Raw genomic sequence first — 17,177 nt, 5'->3', positions numbered from 1 at the left:
ATAACCAGCGGTAGGCAACCAAAAATATCTCATTTATATCAATTAAATAAATAAATCTCCCACCAGGTATTTTGTGATGCACATTCTAATTTAATAATTAAATATTGCCACTTCTATTCTTCTTTTTTAATCACTCTGTGTCTTTAGTCAAAAAAATAACTGGTCAGATATTTATTTTGGCATTATTCATGATAAAAGAATATTGCAACGAAGTATGTTTATCTTCATTGCAATAATGAAAGTATAAAAATAATGCATCACGATGATGCTGGAGAATGAGAATAATGAATATTGTTGACCGTTTTATTTCTTATACAAAAATTAACACCACCACGAATAGGGAAAAAGGCGCCGCAGGCATCATGCCATCCTCTGAAGGCCAGCGCGTTCTTGCCAAACAGCTAGTTCAAGAGTTAGAAGGCTTAGGCTTACAGGATATCAAACTGCGTGATACAGCTATCGTTACCGCAACACTGCCTTCCAACCTGGATTATAAAGTGCCAACGGTGGCATTCTTTGGTCACTTAGATACGAGCGCAGAGCAGACTAACGACACCAAAGCACAAATTTTGCCTTATAACGGCGAAGATATTTGCATGAATAAAGAACTCAATATTTACCTGCGTAAAAGTGAGTTCCCAGAATTAGAAAATTACCTTGGTGATGACATCATTGTCACCGACGGTACCAGCCTATTAGGTGCCGATGATAAAGCTGCTATCGCCTCGATTATGGATATGTTGCAGTACTTTAAACAAAACCCAGACATCAAACACGGGGATATCAAAGTGGGCTTCGTTCCTGATGAAGAACAAGGTCTACGCGGCGCGAAAGTGTTTGATGTAAAAGAGTTTGGTGCAGATTTTGCCTACACCCTAGACTGCTGTGGTATTGGCGAGCTGGTGTATGAAAACTGGAATGCGGGGGATGTTGAAATCGTCTTTACAGGTAAGTCAGCTCACCCAATGTCCGCTAAAGGCAAACTGGTGAATTCCCTGCTAATGGCGCAGAAATTTATCGCAATGCTGCCCGGTGGCGAAGCGCCTGAATATACTGAAAACCGTGAAGGTTATTACTGGGTTAAGCAGATGTCAGGTAACAGCGCTCGCACTGTTCTGAAAATGGATGTGCGTGACTTTACCGAAGAGGGCTACCGCGCTCGTATGGCATTCCTGAAAAAATTGGCGGATCATTGTGAAGACCTGTGGGGACCAGAAAGCGTAACCTGTACCTTAGCTGACCGTTACTCAAACGTGTACAACAGCTTACAAGGTGAAAACCGTTATCCAATCGATATTGCTCACGCAGCATATGAAGCTTGCGGGATCACGCCAAAAGTTATCCCTATGCGTGGAGGCTATGATGGTGCAGCACTTTCACAGAATGGTCTTCCTTGCCCGAACATTTTCACTGGCGCTCATAACTTCCACTCGATTTATGAATATCTACCAGTGAAATCTCTGTATGCCGCCAGTGATGTTTTAAAACAAGTGGTACAAATTACAGCAGAACGTTTCAAGCCAGGAGCTAAAGCATGATCCCAATTCTAACGGTTCTAATTATCGTTGTTTTGGTTGCACGCTTTATTCTGAAGGGATACAAAGCTGAACCGGTGCTGTTAATTGCCGGTTTAGTGTTGATGATTTTCACCCTAGCCTTAGGCTGGGGTCCTATCCTACCGAAAAGCGTCGCAACCACGGGCATTACTTGGCTCGATCCGTTTGAAGTAATGCGTGACCTATTTAGTAGCCGTGCTGCTGATCTTGGTTTGATGATCATGGCACTAATGGGTTTTGCTCACTATATGGATCACATCGGTGCCAACGAAGCGGTAGTACGCGTAGCAACTAAACCACTGAAAAATATGCGTTCGCCTTATGTGCTACTATTTTTCTCATTCTTGTTAGCGAGTATTTTGCAGTTAGCGATTCCGTCAGCGACAGGCTTAGCTGTACTGTTAATGGGGACCATGTTCCCAATTATGATTGGTTTGGGACTCTCCCCTGCATCTGCCGCTGGGGTTATCGCAACATCCCTTGGGGTTGCTTATACACCAACCGCGATTGATGCTATCCGTGGTGCGAAAGCCGTTGATATGTCAGTCGTTGAATATGTACTTTACTACCAAGGGCCTGCGGCATTAGCCACGGTGCTGGTGGTCGGTATTACCCATATTTTCTGGCAACGTCATTGTGACCGTAAACAAGGTTTCGTCCCTGAAATTGGTAAAGCGGTGCAGTCCCATGACAAAGAAGCAACAGCCAAATCGGTGCCCGGCTACTATGCCATTTTACCGATGCTACCAATCATTATGGCAGTCGGCTCTTCCAACCTGTTTTTTGAGGGAATTCACCTCGACGTTGTGACCATCGTACTGATTGCTATGGCGATTTGTATGGTACTAGAAACCGTGCGAGTACGTAACTTCAAGCAAGTGTGTAATGGTTTCCAAACCTTCTTAAATGGGATGGGGCATGCGTTTAGTAACGTAGTCGGACTGTTAGTTGCTGCGGGTGTGTTTGCTCACGGGATCAAAGTCAGTGGTGCCATCGACCAATTAATCCTTGGCGCAGAATCCGTCGGTTTACCACCATTTGCGATGGCGATTGTGTTTGCATTAGTCACGTTAGCCGCCGCTATTATTATGGGTTCTGGTAACGCACCATTCTTAGCATTCGTGGAGTTAATCCCACAAATTGCACACAGTATGGGGGTTAACCCGATTGCGATGATCCTACCAATGCAGCAAGCTTCGCATATGGGGCGTGGTATGTCTCCGGTTTCGGGGGTGATAATCGCCGTATCCAGTGGTGCCAAACTTCAACCATTCGATGTGGTGAAACGAACCGCCATACCGTTGATGGTTGGGTTTGTCGCGCACTGTGCAATTATTGGAATTTTCTATTAAATCGTACTCTGGGATATATCCATAGAGTTTAATCTGCACACCACAAATAAGACCCCAATGGAATCCATTGAGGGTCTTATTCTATTGAAGAACAATAATCTGTTTCCACTCATTTCTTATCTTGTCGGACAGCAATATTGTGTGATTACCGTGATTGGTGGTCAATCCTGAAATTGATAGTCTTAATTGCAATCTATTCGATGTCTGGATAAGGTGAAGGGTGCTAATCGGGAGCTGTGCATGCAGAATAATGCTATCTCCGCTGTAATAACAGTGACAAGGTAATCCCTCTTCTTCCCCATCATTTATTTTGAGAAAAGTGTCTGAGTGGACATCACCACAGCCATACTCTGCATCATAATCTAACCATAAAATATCTTCTGAGCTGGAACGACTAGCATGGCTATATATTTCAATTTCATATTCAGGTTTATCTGTTCCGATTCGATAAAACATAATAGATGTTTCATCATTTAGCCGTGAGCTACTGACGAGTAGAATTTGTCCATCATGCTTTTCTTCGGTGATAGGCGCCAAAATATTATCCTTTGCTACGCTGTGGTTAACGTTGTAAGTGGCATATTAGCAAGGTACTTTATTCATTTTTTATCATAGATACCAGCAAGTAATCCCGATTTATAAAGGCTTTCTCACAAATATTCGTTTGACTCTCATAGTATTAGGCCTGCAATTGCAGGCCTGTTTGTTATTATTTTTGACACTGGCAAGCTGAATGATGATGCGAGTGGTGACCATGATGACTTTCGTTACCACAGCAAGCATCTATCGCCTTATTGATAATTTCAGCTAGCGTATTCACTGTTCCTAAGATAGTCGGCAGTTGGTCACAGACATTCGCACAGTCCGAACGCTCTGGATTTGGGATAGTCGGCGGGATCAGGCTGTCACAAAGAATTTCTTGCAAGACTAAAGCAAAATTGGCGATGCCCGTGGTGTAGATATAAGAACGTCCACCTGTTTGCTCAGCTAAACGGGCATATTCTTGTGTTACTCTGTCTCTATCAGCTAGGCTTGGGAAACGGTCAAGATTGGTTGGCGCATCATCCGGTGTCCCTTGATAGGTGTACACTTTGACATGAGCATGTTGAGCAATTTCAATCGCTTCATTGTTTTTGGCTATTGCCGCACTGGTAAGTCGACCACCACCGCCCTCCATGCCTTCATCACCTAAGACAAAAATGGCTCGTCTAGCACCATCACGCCAGTCAAAGTATCGACTTACATCAATGACGGCTCGGCAGAGATCTTCTTTGTTCCCCGCATGGTCAATACCATCCGCTTCTTTAAATGGAGGACGTGCTTGTAGGCTACTTTCGTTAACTCCTTTTAAGATTAAATAATCACTCACCGATTGATCGAATTTAGTTCCCGTCCAAACACCTTGTATCCCCAAGAATGTGGCGCGTAAATGTGATGGACAATTTGCTGCTGCTTTTTCAATAGCAGCGTCAATTTGTTGGCTAAGATCCGCAGATTCATCAGACATGGAACCGCTGGTATCAATCACCACGACCAAATCTAAGGCAATATCCCCCGTTCCTGTAACCAGCTGTGAAGTTTGGTTAACCATAATACTTGGTGCCCCAAACGTAGTCATATTTTGCATCATGCTGTTAGACGTTATTTTATTATCATTTTCAATGTCATTACTTTCTGTATTTTTACCCATATTTATATTCCTGTTAATTTCATAGTATTTAATTTATTGGATTTTCATATTCGAATAATATATTTATATAATACTTTTATAACGTATTTAATCACCCCTTAATTGATTCAATCGAGGGCGGTATTATTAATTTATTCGTATTTGCATTGACATAATAATAAATGTCAATGCGTTAACACTTATTAAAGTATCCAATTAAAAATCAATATATTAACAAATAAAATTAATTAAATATTTTTATTGTTCATGTTTCACCAGGCAAGATAAGAAGACAATACATTGATTTAAAATAAAACAATAAATTCTCCATAGGAGCGTTTCAATTATTATTACCCCCTAATAAATGAGGTAATATTCATCGCGTTACTGTTCACCTATATTACTTCAAAATTTTAACTGACATACTTAATCACCATGAAAACAGTCAATTAAAAGCATCTCGTTATACAAAAATTATTCTAATAATGACGTAAATCATTTACTAACACCGAATTAGAACACTATCTAAAAAATGAAAAAATTTGATAATTTAGCCGAACTCTATAATGAAAGTTTGGAATGGCCATATCGAAAAGAACTCGAATTACCCACGATAAAAAATTGGTTAGGTGACACTCGTTCACTAAAAATACTGGATTATGGTTGTGGCGCAGGAGGGATTTCGCGTTGGTTAGCAAACCAAAGATGTCAGCAAGTTGTAGGGTATGATAGTTCAATTGGCATGATTAATAGCGCCCAAATGCATGAAATAAAAGAACCATTAAATATTGAGTATTTCAGTGAATTAGACGACCTCACTCATCACCAATTTGATATTGTGGTCGCTATCTATGTTCTTCCGTATGCAACCAATGAAACACATCTACTCTCACTACTTAAAAGCATGTACCGTACCTTAACCCCTCAAGGTAAGATTATTGCAATAACCCTATCTCCTGATTTTTCGGCCGACCCCGATTATTATCTTCCTTATGGTTTTCAATTAATTGAGTCGAAACCTCGGCATGATGGAAGCTGCGTCGATTTGATACTTTATACAGGGCAAAAGCGTTATACACTGACCGCCTACTATTATGCGATGCAAACATTAGAGAATACGTTTTTACATGCTGGGTTCATCCATGTCTCGACGCTTTGTCATTCAACTTCATCTTTAGAAAAAGACCCATCTCTGTTTCATTATATTCAGTGTCCTCATACTGTCATTATCACTGCAACAAAAACAATTCCTTAAATTAGTTCAAAACATGATACCCAATCACGAAAGTCCCTACAGTGGGCTTTCTTCTTATATACATACAATGGAGACCCCATGAGTTTAAAGCAGCGCAGTTTAATTCTTTTGCACGCCACCCGTTTTGTTACTTTTGCTACACTCAGCCCCGAAAATATTCCGTGGGCAACCACCGTCGAGCCGAAAATTCTGTTCAATCCTCTACGATTTCTTTGGTATTCCGCACATCAAAGCCAGCATTCCCAAAATATTCGCCATCACGCCCAAGTAAGTGGAACGCTGTTTAATTATCATTTACCTGAGTTTGATTCTGCCAGTTTTGACGGCGCTCAGTTCATAGGAACAGCACGGGAATTATCGGTTGATGAGTCTGCAGAAGCTTATAGGGAATTTCATCAACATTCACTTTTCGATGAAGCTCAAAATACGTTGCCCTCTATTGCCCTTGAGCAACTTCAAAAAGGCGGCCATTCACGCTTTTATGAACTTATTATTGATCAGTGGTGGTTGTTTGATATGGAACATTGGCTGGCTAATCAAGAAAGTCGCCGCATTCCTGTGCCGCTGAGCTACCTTAATGATGAATAGCTGGCAATGGGTAGGTAAAAAAAACCGGCATCTTTCGACACCGGTTTCTATTAAGCGATTTTGTAAATCAGAAATTAGTTCTGATTGTCGCTGGTGAAGCCTGCATTTAACAGTTCAGCTAAGTTCGCTGTTGCTTCATCTGCGCTAACTTGTGGAGCTTCCACAGCTTCGCTCAGATGACGACGACGGATACGATCCTGGTGGTACGCGAAACCGGTACCTGCTGGGATCAGACGTCCAACAATAACGTTCTCTTTCAGACCGCGCAGTTCATCACGCTTACCTGCTACCGCTGCTTCTGTCAGTACGCGAGTTGTTTCTTGGAACGATGCCGCTGAGATGAAGGATTCTGTTGCCAGAGATGCCTTAGTAATACCCAACAGATCACGTTCAAAGTTAGCTGGAATCTTACCTTCAGTTTCCAGTTTACGGTTAGAAACTTTAACTCGTGAGTACTCAACTTGCTCACCTTCGAGGAATTCAGAGCTTCCTGCATCCGCGATGGTGACTTTACGCAGCATCTGACGAACGATAACTTCGATGTGTTTATCGTTAATCTTAACGCCTTGTAAGCGGTAAACTTCCTGAACTTCGTTCGTGATGTAACGAGTCACAGCATGAACACCACGCAGACGCAGGATATCATGTGGAGACTCTGGACCATCAGAAACTACGTCACCGCGTTCAACGATTTCACCTTCGAATACGTTAAGCTGACGCCATTTAGGGATCATCTCTTCGTATGGCTCACTTCCATCTAATGGAGTGATAACCAGACGGCGTTTCCCTTTGGTTTCTTTACCAAACGAGATAATACCGCTGATTTCAGCCAGGATCGCAGGCTCTTTCGGACGACGAGCTTCGAACAGGTCAGCAACGCGTGGCAGACCACCCGTGATATCTTTAGTACCTACGGATTCTTGTGGAATACGCGCTAAAGTATCACCGACGTTGATTGCAATGCCATCATCTAACTGAACAATTGCGTTACCCGGTAAGAAATACTGAGCAGGCATGTCTGTGTTAGGGATCAGAACATCTTTACCGTTCGCATCGACTACACGCAGTGCAGGACGTAAGTCTTTACCAGCACTGGTACGCTCAGCGGTATCCATAACAACGATTGAAGATAAACCAGTTAACTCATCAGTTTGACGAGTCATTGACAGACCTTCAAGCATGTCGGAGAAGCTGATGATACCCGATACTTCACTGACAACTGGCATGGTGTGTGGATCCCAGTTTGCAACGGTTTCACCGCCGATCACTGCTGCACCATCACCCTTCGTTAAGTGCGCACCGTAAGGAACTTTATAGCTCTCTTTAGTACGACCGAATTCGTCGATCAGACGCAGTTCTGTATTACGAGAAGTAATTACCAGCTTGCCTTCTGAGTTAGTAACATATTTCGCGTTGAACAGTTTCAACGTACCTGTGTTACGAACTTGGATGCTTGATTCTGCTGCCGCACGAGATGCCGCACCACCGATGTGGAACGTACGCATCGTCAGCTGTGTACCCGGCTCACCGATTGACTGTGCCGCGATAACACCGATAGCTTCACCTTTGTTGATGATATGACCACGAGCAAGGTCACGACCATAACAGTGAGCACACACACCGAAGTCAGTTTCACAACTTACTACGGAACGTACTTTCACGCTGTCAACAGAGTTAGCTTCTAACAGGTCACACAGTTTTTCGTGTAACAGTGTATTACGTGGAACCAGAATATCTGCAGTACCTGGGATCAGGATATCTTCTGCAGTTACACGTCCAAGTACACGTTCACGCAGTGGTTCTTTAACGTCGCCACCCTCGATAACCGGAGTCATCAGGATACCTTCGTGAGTACCACAGTCATCTTCAGTGACAACCAAGTCCTGAGCAACGTCAACTAAACGACGAGTCAGATAACCGGAGTTCGCAGTTTTCAATGCGGTATCCGCAAGACCTTTACGAGCACCGTGGGTAGAAATAAAGTACTGGAGAACGTTCAGACCTTCACGGAAGTTCGCCGTGATTGGCGTTTCGATGATTGAGCCATCTGGCTTAGCCATCAGACCACGCATACCGGCCAGCTGACGAATCTGCGCTGCAGAACCACGAGCACCGGAGTCGGCCATCATAAAGATACTGTTGAAAGAAACTTGTTGTTCTTCTTCACCGTCACGGTTAATGACTGCTTCAGTAGACAAGTTTTCCATCATCGCTTTAGCAACACGTTCGTTTGCCGCTGCCCAGATATCGATAACTTTGTTGTAACGTTCGCCTGCTGTAACCAGACCAGACTGGAACTGTTCCTGAATTTCTGCAACTTCTGCTTCTGCTTCGGCGATGATCCCAGCTTTTTTCTCTGGAATAACCATATCGTCGATACCAACCGATGCACCAGAACGTGCCGCATAGGCAAAACCGGTATACATGATTTGGTCAGCAAAAATAACCGTTGGTTTCAGACCCAGTACGCGGTAACAGGTGTTCAGCATTTTGGAGATAGCTTTCTTACCTAACGCTTGGTTAACCAGCGAGTAAGGCAGACCTTTCGGTACGATCATCCATAAAATTGCACGGCCAACAGTGGTATCAACTAAACCAGTGTTAATCGTAATGTTACCTTCGCTGTCTTTCACTTCTTCAGTGATACGAACTTTAACGCGGGCATGCAGTGAAGCATGGCCAGAACGGTAAACACGCTCAGCTTCTTTAGGACCGGCTAAAACCATGCCCTCGCCTTTCGCGTTTACGCAGTCGCGCGTCATGTAGTAGATACCTAATACAACGTCCTGAGAAGGAACGATGATAGGCTCACCACTTGCCGGAGACAGGATGTTGTTGGTTGACATCATCAACGCACGCGCTTCTAACTGAGCTTCCAGAGTCAGAGGAACGTGTACCGCCATTTGGTCACCATCGAAGTCGGCGTTATATGCCGCACAAACGAGTGGGTGCAATTGGATAGCTTTACCTTCGATCAGAATTGGTTCGAACGCTTGGATACCCAGACGGTGAAGTGTTGGTGCACGGTTCAGCATCACTGGGTGTTCGCGGATAACTTCATCCAAGATATCCCAAACAACCGCTTCTTCGCGCTCAACCATTTTCTTCGCAGCTTTAATGGTTGTTGCCAGACCACGTAATTCTAATTTGCCGTAGATAAATGGTTTGAATAACTCAAGTGCCATTTTCTTAGGCAGACCGCACTGATGCAGACGCAGGTATGGACCTACGGTGATTACAGAACGACCTGAGTAGTCAACACGCTTACCAAGTAAGTTCTGACGGAAACGACCTTGTTTACCTTTGATCATATCTGCCAAAGATTTCAGAGGACGTTTGTTAGAACCAGTGATTGCGCGACCACGACGACCGTTATCTAACAGTGCATCAACCGCTTCTTGCAGCATACGTTTTTCGTTACGTACGATGATGTCTGGCGCAGCCAGATCCAGAAGACGTTTCAGACGGTTGTTACGGTTGATTACGCGACGATACAGATCGTTCAGATCCGATGTAGCGAAACGACCACCATCCAGTGGTACTAATGGACGCAGATCAGGTGGCAGAACTGGCAGAACGTTCAGGATCATCCACTCTGGTTTGTTACCAGATTGAATAAACGCTTCTAACAGTTTGATACGCTTAGTCAGCTTTTTACGCTTGGTTTCTGAGTTAGTTTCGTTTAACTCTTCACGCAGCGTTTCACACTCGTTCTCAAGATCGAGGTTTTTCAGCAGACCTTGGATTGCTTCCGCACCCATTTTCGCGTCAAATTCGTCACCGAACTCTTCCAACGCATCTAAGTATTGCTCTTCTGTCAGAATCTGTGCGCGCTCAAGGCTGGTCATTCCGCCTTCAACAACAACATAAGATTCAAAATACAGAACGCGTTCGATATCGCGCAGTGGCATATCGAGCAGCAAACCAATACGGGATGGCAGTGATTTTAAGAACCAAATATGCGCAGTTGGAGACGCGAGTTCAATATGACCCATACGCTCACGACGCACTTTAGTTTGTGTAACTTCAACGCCACACTTCTCACAAATCACACCACGGTGTTTTAAACGCTTGTACTTACCGCACAGGCATTCGTAGTCTTTTACTGGCCCGAAAATACGCGCACAGAAAAGACCGTCACGCTCAGGTTTGAACGTACGGTAGTTAATGGTTTCTGGCTTTTTAACTTCACCGAATGACCATGAACGGATCATGTCAGGTGATGCCAGAGCAATCTTGATCGCATCAAACTCTTCGGTCTTGGTTTGCGCTTTCAGAAACTTAATTAAGTCTTTCACAAAATGGCTCCTGTCGGAGTTAGACCTGTCAGGTGAGTGCTCGAAGCCACTCTCCCCAAATCCCAGTGCTTACACGGGCCGGAAGGCGAACCTTCCGGCACAGAACGAATTACTCGTCTTCCAGCTCGATGTTGATACCCAGTGAGCGAATTTCTTTCAGCAATACGTTGAAAGATTCCGGCATACCAGGTTCCATCTGATGGCTGCCATCGACGATGTTTTTATACATCTTCGTACGGCCGTTAACGTCATCCGATTTAACTGTAAGCATTTCTTGAAGAGTATAGGCTGCACCGTATGCTTCCAGTGCCCACACTTCCATCTCCCCGAAACGCTGACCACCGAACTGCGCTTTACCACCCAGCGGCTGCTGAGTAACCAAGCTGTAAGAACCAGTTGAACGGGCGTGCATCTTATCGTCAACCAAGTGGTTCAGTTTCAGCATGTACATGTAACCTACGGTTACTTGACGCTCAAATTTCTCGCCAGTACGACCGTCGAACAATGTAATCTGACCTGAAGTTGGCAGACCGCCCAGTTTCAGCAGTTCTTTAATTTCTTTCTCTTTTGCACCATCAAACACTGGTGTTGCAATTGGCATACCTTTTCTCAGGTTCTCTGCCAAACGCATAACTTCTTCATCAGAGAAAGTATTTAAGTCAACTTTCTGACGCGGATCATCACCTAAATCGTAAGCTTTCTGGATGAATTCACGCAGTTTGGCAACTTCTTGCTGCTGTTTAAGCATAGCATTGATTTTTTCACCAATACCTTTAGCAGCCATACCTAAGTGAGTTTCCAGAATCTGACCGATGTTCATACGTGATGGTACGCCCAGCGGGTTCAGAACGATGTCAACTGGGTTACCGTTTTCATCGTAAGGCATGTCTTCAACTGGGTTGATTTTTGAGATAACACCTTTGTTACCATGGCGACCCGCCATTTTATCACCCGGTTGGATCTGACGTTTAACTGCCAGATAAACCTTAACAATTTTCAGTACGCCCGGTGCAAGGTCATCACCTTGAGTGATCTTGCGACGTTTTGCTTCCAGTTTCTTAGCGAACTCAGATTTCAGTTCGTCGTACTGTTCAGCTAATTGCTCTAACTGGTTCTGTTTCTCTTCATCAGCTAATGCTAATTCTAACCAACGGTCACGAGGCAGTTTGTCCAGTTTATCAGCTTCAATACCACCGCTGATCAGTACAGAACGGATACGAGAGAACAGTGCGGATTCAAAAATACGCAGCTCTTCTGTTAAGTCTTTCTTCGCATCACGTAACTGAGTTTCTTCGATTTCCAGAGCACGTTTGTCTTTCTCTACGCCATCACGGGTAAATACTTGTACGTCGATAACCGTACCTGATACACCGTTAGGAATACGTAAAGAAGAGTCTTTAACGTCTGAAGCTTTTTCACCGAAGATAGCACGCAGCAGTTTTTCTTCTGGCGTTAATTGGGTTTCACCTTTAGGAGTGACTTTACCAACCAGAATGTCTCCGCCTTTCACTTCTGCACCGATATAAACGATACCGGATTCATCAAGTTTAGACAGTGCTGCTTCACCAACGTTTGGAATATCCGCAGTGATCTCTTCAGGCCCTAATTTGGTGTCACGAGACACACAAGAGAGTTCCTGAATGTGAATAGTTGTGAAACGGTCTTCTTGAACAACACGCTCAGAAACTAAGATGGAGTCTTCGAAGTTATAACCATTCCATGGCATGAATGCCACGCGCATGTTTTGACCCAGTGCTAATTCGCCGAGGTCTGTTGAAGGACCATCCGCTAACACATCACCACGTTCAACTGGTTCACCTAAAGATACGCAAGGCATCTGGTTAATACAGGTGTTCTGGTTAGAACGAGTATATTTAGTCAGGTTATAGATATCGATTCCAGCTTCGCCCGGATACATCTCATCTTCGTTAACTTTGATAACGATACGAGAAGCATCAACGTATTGAACTAAACCACCACGTCTTGCAACAGCAGTAACACCGGAGTCAACCGCTACTGCACGTTCCATACCTGTACCAACTAATGGTTTGTCAGCACGTAAAGTAGGAACCGCTTGACGTTGCATGTTCGCACCCATCAATGCACGGTTGGCGTCATCGTGTTCAAGGAATGGGATCAGTGACGCACCAACAGAAACAACCTGTTGAGTCGAAACGTCCATATATTCAACTTGTTCACGGCTGAATAAGCTTGACTCGCCTTTGTTACGGCAAGTAACTAATTCTTCGATGAAACGGCCATCGTCGCTTAATACGGTGTTAGCCTGAGCAATGATGAAGTTACCTTCTTCGATTGCAGACAGGTAATGGATTTCATCAGTTACGATGCCATCACGGACTAAACGGTATGGAGTTTCTAAGAAACCGTACTCATTGGTCTGTGCATAAACAGATAATGAGTTGATCAGACCGATGTTCGGACCTTCAGGGGTTTCGATTGGACAAACACGACCATAGTGAGTTGGGTGTACGTCACGTACTTCGAAGCCTGCGCGTTCACGAGTCAGACCACCTGGGCCTAATGCAGAGATACGACGTTTATGCGTAATTTCAGACAGTGGGTTGTTCTGGTCCATAAATTGAGACAGCTGGCTGGAACCAAAGAACTCTTTAACTGCTGCTGAAATTGGCTTAGCGTTGATCATATCCTGTGGCATTAATGCATCGAGGTCACCCAGAGAAAGACGCTCTTTCACTGCACGCTCAACACGAACCAGACCTACACGGAATTGGTTCTCAGCCATTTCGCCAACGGAACGAATACGACGGTTACCTAAGTGGTCAATATCATCGACTTCGCCTTTACCGTTACGGATATCGATGAGTTTACGCATAACATCAATGATGTCTTCTTCACTCAGGATACCAGAACCTTCGATTTCATCGCGGTTCAGTGAACGGTTGAACTTCATACGACCTACAGCAGACAAGTCGTAACGGTCTTCAGAGAAGAACAAGTTATCGAACAGGTTTTCTGCAGCTTCGCGTGTTGGCGGCTCACCAGGGCGCATCATACGGTAGATTTCTACCAGTGCACTTAAGCGATCGTTCGTTGGGTCGACGCGAACGGTTTCAGAGATATAAGCACCGTGGTCTAAGTCGTTGGTGAACAATGTTTCGATTGTTTTGTGACCAGACTGGCTCAGACGTGCCAACATATCTAATGACAGTTCCATGTTCGCTGCACAAATCAGCTCACCGGTGCTCTCATCGATGTAATCTCTTGCAACAACTTTACCTGCGATGTATTCAACAGGAACTTCGATGTTGCTAACTTCTTCTTTTTCTAACTGACGAATATGACGAGCAGTGATACGACGGCCTTTTTCAACATACACTTTGCCGTTTGCTTCGATATCGAAAGAAGCAGTTTCACCACGCAGACGCTCAGGAACCAGCGTCATCATCAGTTTGTTATCGCGGATTTGGAATACAGTTTTGTCGAAGAACAGATTTAAGATTTCTTCGGTGTTGTAATCCATTGCACGCAGAATAATGGTCGCAGGTAATTTACGGCGACGGTCAATACGTACAAACAGGTTATCTTTCGGATCGAATTCGAAATCAAGCCATGAACCACGGTAAGGAATAATACGTGCGTTATACAGCACTTTACCTGAAGAGTGAGTTTTACCTTTATCGCTATCGAAGAATACACCAGGACTACGGTGTAACTGAGAAACGATAACACGCTCAGTACCGTTGATAACAAAAGTTCCGTTTTCAGTCATGAGTGGAATTTCACCCATGTAGACTTCTTGTTCTTTGATGTCTTTAACGGTGCCTTCAGGAGCTTCTCGCTCATACACGATCAGGCGCAGTTTTACACGCAGTGGTGCAGAATAGGTCACGCCGCGAATTTGACATTCTTTAACGTCAAAAACAGGCTCACCTAAACGATAGCTGACATATTGCAGCTCAGCATTACCGCTGTAGCTCTGAATTGGGAATACGGAACGGAAAGCAGCTTCCAGACCATTCTGGCCATCAGGATCTTGCTCGATAAACTTCTGGAACGAGTCAAGTTGGATGGAAAGGAGATAAGGTATATCCAAAACTTGTGGACGTTTACCAAAATCCTTACGAATACGTTTTTTCTCGGTATAGGAGTAAACCATAGGTTTCCTCAGCTCGTTGATCAGTGACCCAAATCGTTCGCCTTTAGATTAAGGGCAGAACAGGAACGCGTTTTTTGAAGAAATGGAAAATGAATACTTTCCTGAATACCCATTTCTATTACTCTTAAATCATTTCATTGCGTTGCAGTTGCTACCGAGCTACCCGAGCGGGTCGTAGCGCAGAACACAGTATATTAAGTCGTCAAATAGAAAGAAGTATTGGAGGGTTGTTTGTTAACATTAAAACTGCGTGAAAAGCTGTTAACACCCATCACGCTTTACAGCGCAAAAAGGCTGGTGATTAAAAAATCACCAGCCATCAGCCTAATTACTTAAGCTGCGTTCTTGAAATTGAACTTATTTAAGTTCAACAGAAGCGCCTGCTTCTTCAAGAGATTTTTTCAGAGTTTCAGCTTCGTCTTTGCTTGCAGCTTCTTTGATAACTGCTGGAGCTGATTCTACCATGTCTTTAGCTTCTTTCAGGCCAAGACCGGTTGCGCCACGAACTGCTTTGATAACTGCAACTTTGTTTGCACCAACAGATGCCAGAACAACGTCGAATTCAGTTTTTTCTTCAGCAGCTTCAGCTGGACCCGCAGCAACAGCAACAGCTGCAGCAGCAGAAACGCCGAATTTTTCTTCCATCATAGTAATCAGTTCAACAACGTCCATTACAGACATTTCTGCAACTGCATCAAGGATTTGGTCTTTAGTGATAGACATAACAAGTGTTCCTAAAATTCAGAAATAGTTTATACGTTAAAAAGCAACGAAGGAAAGGGCTTATGCAGCTTCTTTCTGATCGCGCAGAGCAGCCAGAGTACGAACCAATTTGCCGGCAGCGGCTTCTTTCATGGTTGCCATCAGGCGTGCGATTGCTTCATCGTAAGTTGGGAGAGTTGCCAGACGATCGATATCTTTCGCTTGGATTAACTCACCTTCAAAGGCCGCAGCTTTAATCTCAAATGCTGGATTCGCTTTCGCGAACTCTTTGAACAGACGAGCGCCAGCGCCCGGATGTTCGTTAGAGAAAGCAATTAAGGTTGGACCAACAAACGCGTCTTTCAGTACATCATAAGCTGTACCTTCAACAGCACGGCGAATCAGTGTGTTACGAACAACACGGATATAAACGCCAGCTTCGCGACCTGCTTTACGCAGTTCAGTCATTTTTGCTACAGTTACGCCGCGTGAATCAGCAACAACTGCAGAAAGCGCGCCTTTGGCTACTTCGCTGACTTCAGCAACAATCGCTTGTTTGTCTTGAAGATTTAGTGCCATTAGCTTCTTGCTCCTGGATTAACCGGGAAAACCCGGGACTCACATCACTCAAACACAACATTATGTAAGAGCGCTAAAACACGGTGAGCAGAATAGAAATCCAGAATTAAATTCTAGGTATCTCTGTCACCGTCTACGCAGGTAAATTAAGTAGCTACTAGTAACTAATAAACTACACCTGCGGTCTTGGACGGGGTCTGGAAAGGCCAGACTCCATACCGAAATTTGTGGTTTGTTGAGCATATTTCTATACCCAACAAACTCGAGGCGTCAAATTTTATACAAATTTGACGCAAAGGTAAAGCCTAATTGCCGATTAGCAAATGCTAACGGAATTAAACTGCTGCTGACAGACCAGATTGGTCGATAGCAACACCTGCGCCCATGGTAGTGGACAGGCTGATTTTCTTGATGAAAACACCTTTAGCAGAAGCTGGTTTTGCTTTTTTCAGCGCGATCAGCAGTGCTTCTAAGTTTTCTTTCAGTTTGTCAGCGTCGAAATCAGCTTTACCGATAGTGGTATGGATGATTCCGTTTTTGTCGTTACGGTAACGAACCTGACCAGCTTTAGCGTTATTAACTGCTTCAGCAACGTTAGGAGTTACAGTACCAACTTTCGGGTTTGGCATCAGACCACGTGGGCCCAGAACTTGACCTAATTGGCCAACAACGCGCATTGCATCTGGAGAAGCAATAACAACGTCAAAGTTCATTTCACCAGCTTTGATTTTATCAGCCAGATCTTCCATACCAACCAGTTCAGCGCCAGCAGCTTTAGCAGCTTCAGCGTTTGCGCCTTGTGCGAACACAGCAACGCGAACTGAACGGCCAGTACCGTGTGGCAGTACAGTTGCACCGCGAACGTTCTGGTCAGATTTACGAGCATCGATACCAAGATTGATAGCTACGTCAACGCTTTCAACGAATTTAGCAGTCGCTAATTCTTTCAGCAGAGCAACGGCTTCATTGATGTCATACTGTTTAGTTACATCAACTTTCTCACGGATATTGCGCATGCGCTTAGTCAGTTTAGCCATTCT

At 44.2% G+C, this 17,177-nt stretch carries 11 protein-coding genes; 4 read left to right on the top strand and 7 right to left on the bottom strand.

Annotated features, from left to right (window positions below; translation table 11 throughout):
* Nucleotides 1–284 precede the first annotated feature (284 nt).
* Together pepT and dcuC are read left to right on the top strand one after the other, a co-directional pair.
* On the top strand, nucleotides 285–1,538 hold the full coding sequence (pepT, locus tag M5X66_RS01800) for a peptidase T (protein ID WP_036963418.1): 1,254 nt from the start codon (nucleotides 285–287) through the stop codon (nucleotides 1,536–1,538).
* A complete protein-coding gene (gene dcuC / locus M5X66_RS01795; RefSeq protein WP_036953630.1) occupies nucleotides 1,535–2,908 on the top strand; it encodes a C4-dicarboxylate transporter DcuC in 1,374 nt (457 codons plus the stop codon). The genes pepT and dcuC overlap by 4 nt, the downstream gene beginning before the upstream one ends.
* Nucleotides 2,909–2,989: 81 nt before the next feature.
* On the opposite strand, the gene M5X66_RS01790 is transcribed toward dcuC, so the two are convergent.
* A complete protein-coding gene (locus M5X66_RS01790) occupies nucleotides 2,990–3,445 on the bottom strand; it encodes a hypothetical protein (RefSeq protein ID WP_108479687.1) in 456 nt (151 codons plus the stop codon).
* Nucleotides 3,446–3,617: 172 nt separating this feature from the next.
* Nucleotides 3,618–4,598: a VWA domain-containing protein gene (locus tag M5X66_RS01785; protein WP_414153957.1), complete on the bottom strand. Its 981-nt coding sequence runs from the start codon at nucleotides 4,596–4,598 to the stop codon at nucleotides 3,618–3,620.
* Nucleotides 4,599–5,109: 511 nt separating this feature from the next.
* Here M5X66_RS01785 and M5X66_RS01780 point away from each other — a divergent pair.
* Nucleotides 5,110–5,832, top strand: coding sequence for a class I SAM-dependent methyltransferase (locus M5X66_RS01780; RefSeq protein ID WP_036953632.1), 723 nt, complete (start codon nucleotides 5,110–5,112; stop codon nucleotides 5,830–5,832).
* A 78-nt stretch (nucleotides 5,833–5,910) separates the two neighbouring features.
* The gene (locus tag M5X66_RS01775; protein WP_036953633.1) at nucleotides 5,911–6,420 is read left to right on the top strand and encodes a pyridoxamine 5'-phosphate oxidase family protein; all 510 of its coding nucleotides are present in this window, start codon (nucleotides 5,911–5,913) and stop codon (nucleotides 6,418–6,420) included.
* A 74-nt stretch (nucleotides 6,421–6,494) separates the two neighbouring features.
* Here the strand turns inward: M5X66_RS01775 and rpoC are convergent, their stop codons facing one another.
* From rpoC to rplA, 5 genes are all read right to left on the bottom strand, one after another.
* Nucleotides 6,495–10,718: a DNA-directed RNA polymerase subunit beta' gene (gene rpoC, locus M5X66_RS01770; protein ID WP_036953634.1), complete on the bottom strand. Its 4,224-nt coding sequence runs from the start codon at nucleotides 10,716–10,718 to the stop codon at nucleotides 6,495–6,497.
* 109 nt (nucleotides 10,719–10,827) lie between these two features.
* The gene (rpoB, locus tag M5X66_RS01765) at nucleotides 10,828–14,856 is read right to left on the bottom strand and encodes a DNA-directed RNA polymerase subunit beta (RefSeq protein WP_154609798.1); all 4,029 of its coding nucleotides are present in this window, start codon (nucleotides 14,854–14,856) and stop codon (nucleotides 10,828–10,830) included.
* A gap of 357 nt (nucleotides 14,857–15,213) precedes the next feature.
* Nucleotides 15,214–15,579: a 50S ribosomal protein L7/L12 gene (rplL, locus tag M5X66_RS01760; RefSeq protein WP_006657047.1), complete on the bottom strand. Its 366-nt coding sequence runs from the start codon at nucleotides 15,577–15,579 to the stop codon at nucleotides 15,214–15,216.
* Between the two features lie 60 nt (nucleotides 15,580–15,639).
* A complete protein-coding gene (rplJ, locus tag M5X66_RS01755; RefSeq protein WP_006657046.1) occupies nucleotides 15,640–16,137 on the bottom strand; it encodes a 50S ribosomal protein L10 in 498 nt (165 codons plus the stop codon).
* Nucleotides 16,138–16,472: 335 nt separating this feature from the next.
* Nucleotides 16,473–17,174 (bottom strand): 50S ribosomal protein L1, encoded by a 702-nt coding sequence (rplA, locus tag M5X66_RS01750; RefSeq protein ID WP_006657045.1) that lies wholly within the window; start codon nucleotides 17,172–17,174, stop codon nucleotides 16,473–16,475.
* Nucleotides 17,175–17,177 lie beyond the last annotated feature (3 nt).

Source organism: Providencia sp. PROV188 (genome assembly GCF_027595165.1).
GTDB lineage: Bacteria > Pseudomonadota > Gammaproteobacteria > Enterobacterales > Enterobacteriaceae > Providencia > Providencia lanzhouensis.
The sequence above is the reverse complement of the archived record's forward strand: the minus strand, read 5'-3'. Positions and strand labels throughout refer to the sequence as shown.

What these genes read in the sequence shown, in the direction of transcription:
- pepT (WP_036963418.1), top strand. Translation starts at nt 285, where the DNA reads ATGAATATTGTTGACCGTTTTATTTCTTATACAAAAATTAACACCACC.
- dcuC (WP_036953630.1), top strand. Translation starts at nt 1,535, where the DNA reads ATGATCCCAATTCTAACGGTTCTAATTATCGTTGTTTTGGTTGCACGC.
- M5X66_RS01785 (WP_414153957.1), bottom strand. Translation starts at nt 4,598, where the DNA reads ATGGGTAAAAATACAGAAAGTAATGACATTGAAAATGATAATAAAATA.
- M5X66_RS01780 (WP_036953632.1), top strand. Translation starts at nt 5,110, where the DNA reads ATGAAAAAATTTGATAATTTAGCCGAACTCTATAATGAAAGTTTGGAA.
- M5X66_RS01775 (WP_036953633.1), top strand. Translation starts at nt 5,911, where the DNA reads ATGAGTTTAAAGCAGCGCAGTTTAATTCTTTTGCACGCCACCCGTTTT.
- rpoB (WP_154609798.1), bottom strand. Translation starts at nt 14,856, where the DNA reads ATGGTTTACTCCTATACCGAGAAAAAACGTATTCGTAAGGATTTTGGT.
- rplL (WP_006657047.1), bottom strand. Translation starts at nt 15,579, where the DNA reads ATGTCTATCACTAAAGACCAAATCCTTGATGCAGTTGCAGAAATGTCT.
- rplJ (WP_006657046.1), bottom strand. Translation starts at nt 16,137, where the DNA reads ATGGCACTAAATCTTCAAGACAAACAAGCGATTGTTGCTGAAGTCAGC.
- rplA (WP_006657045.1), bottom strand. Translation starts at nt 17,174, where the DNA reads ATGGCTAAACTGACTAAGCGCATGCGCAATATCCGTGAGAAAGTTGAT.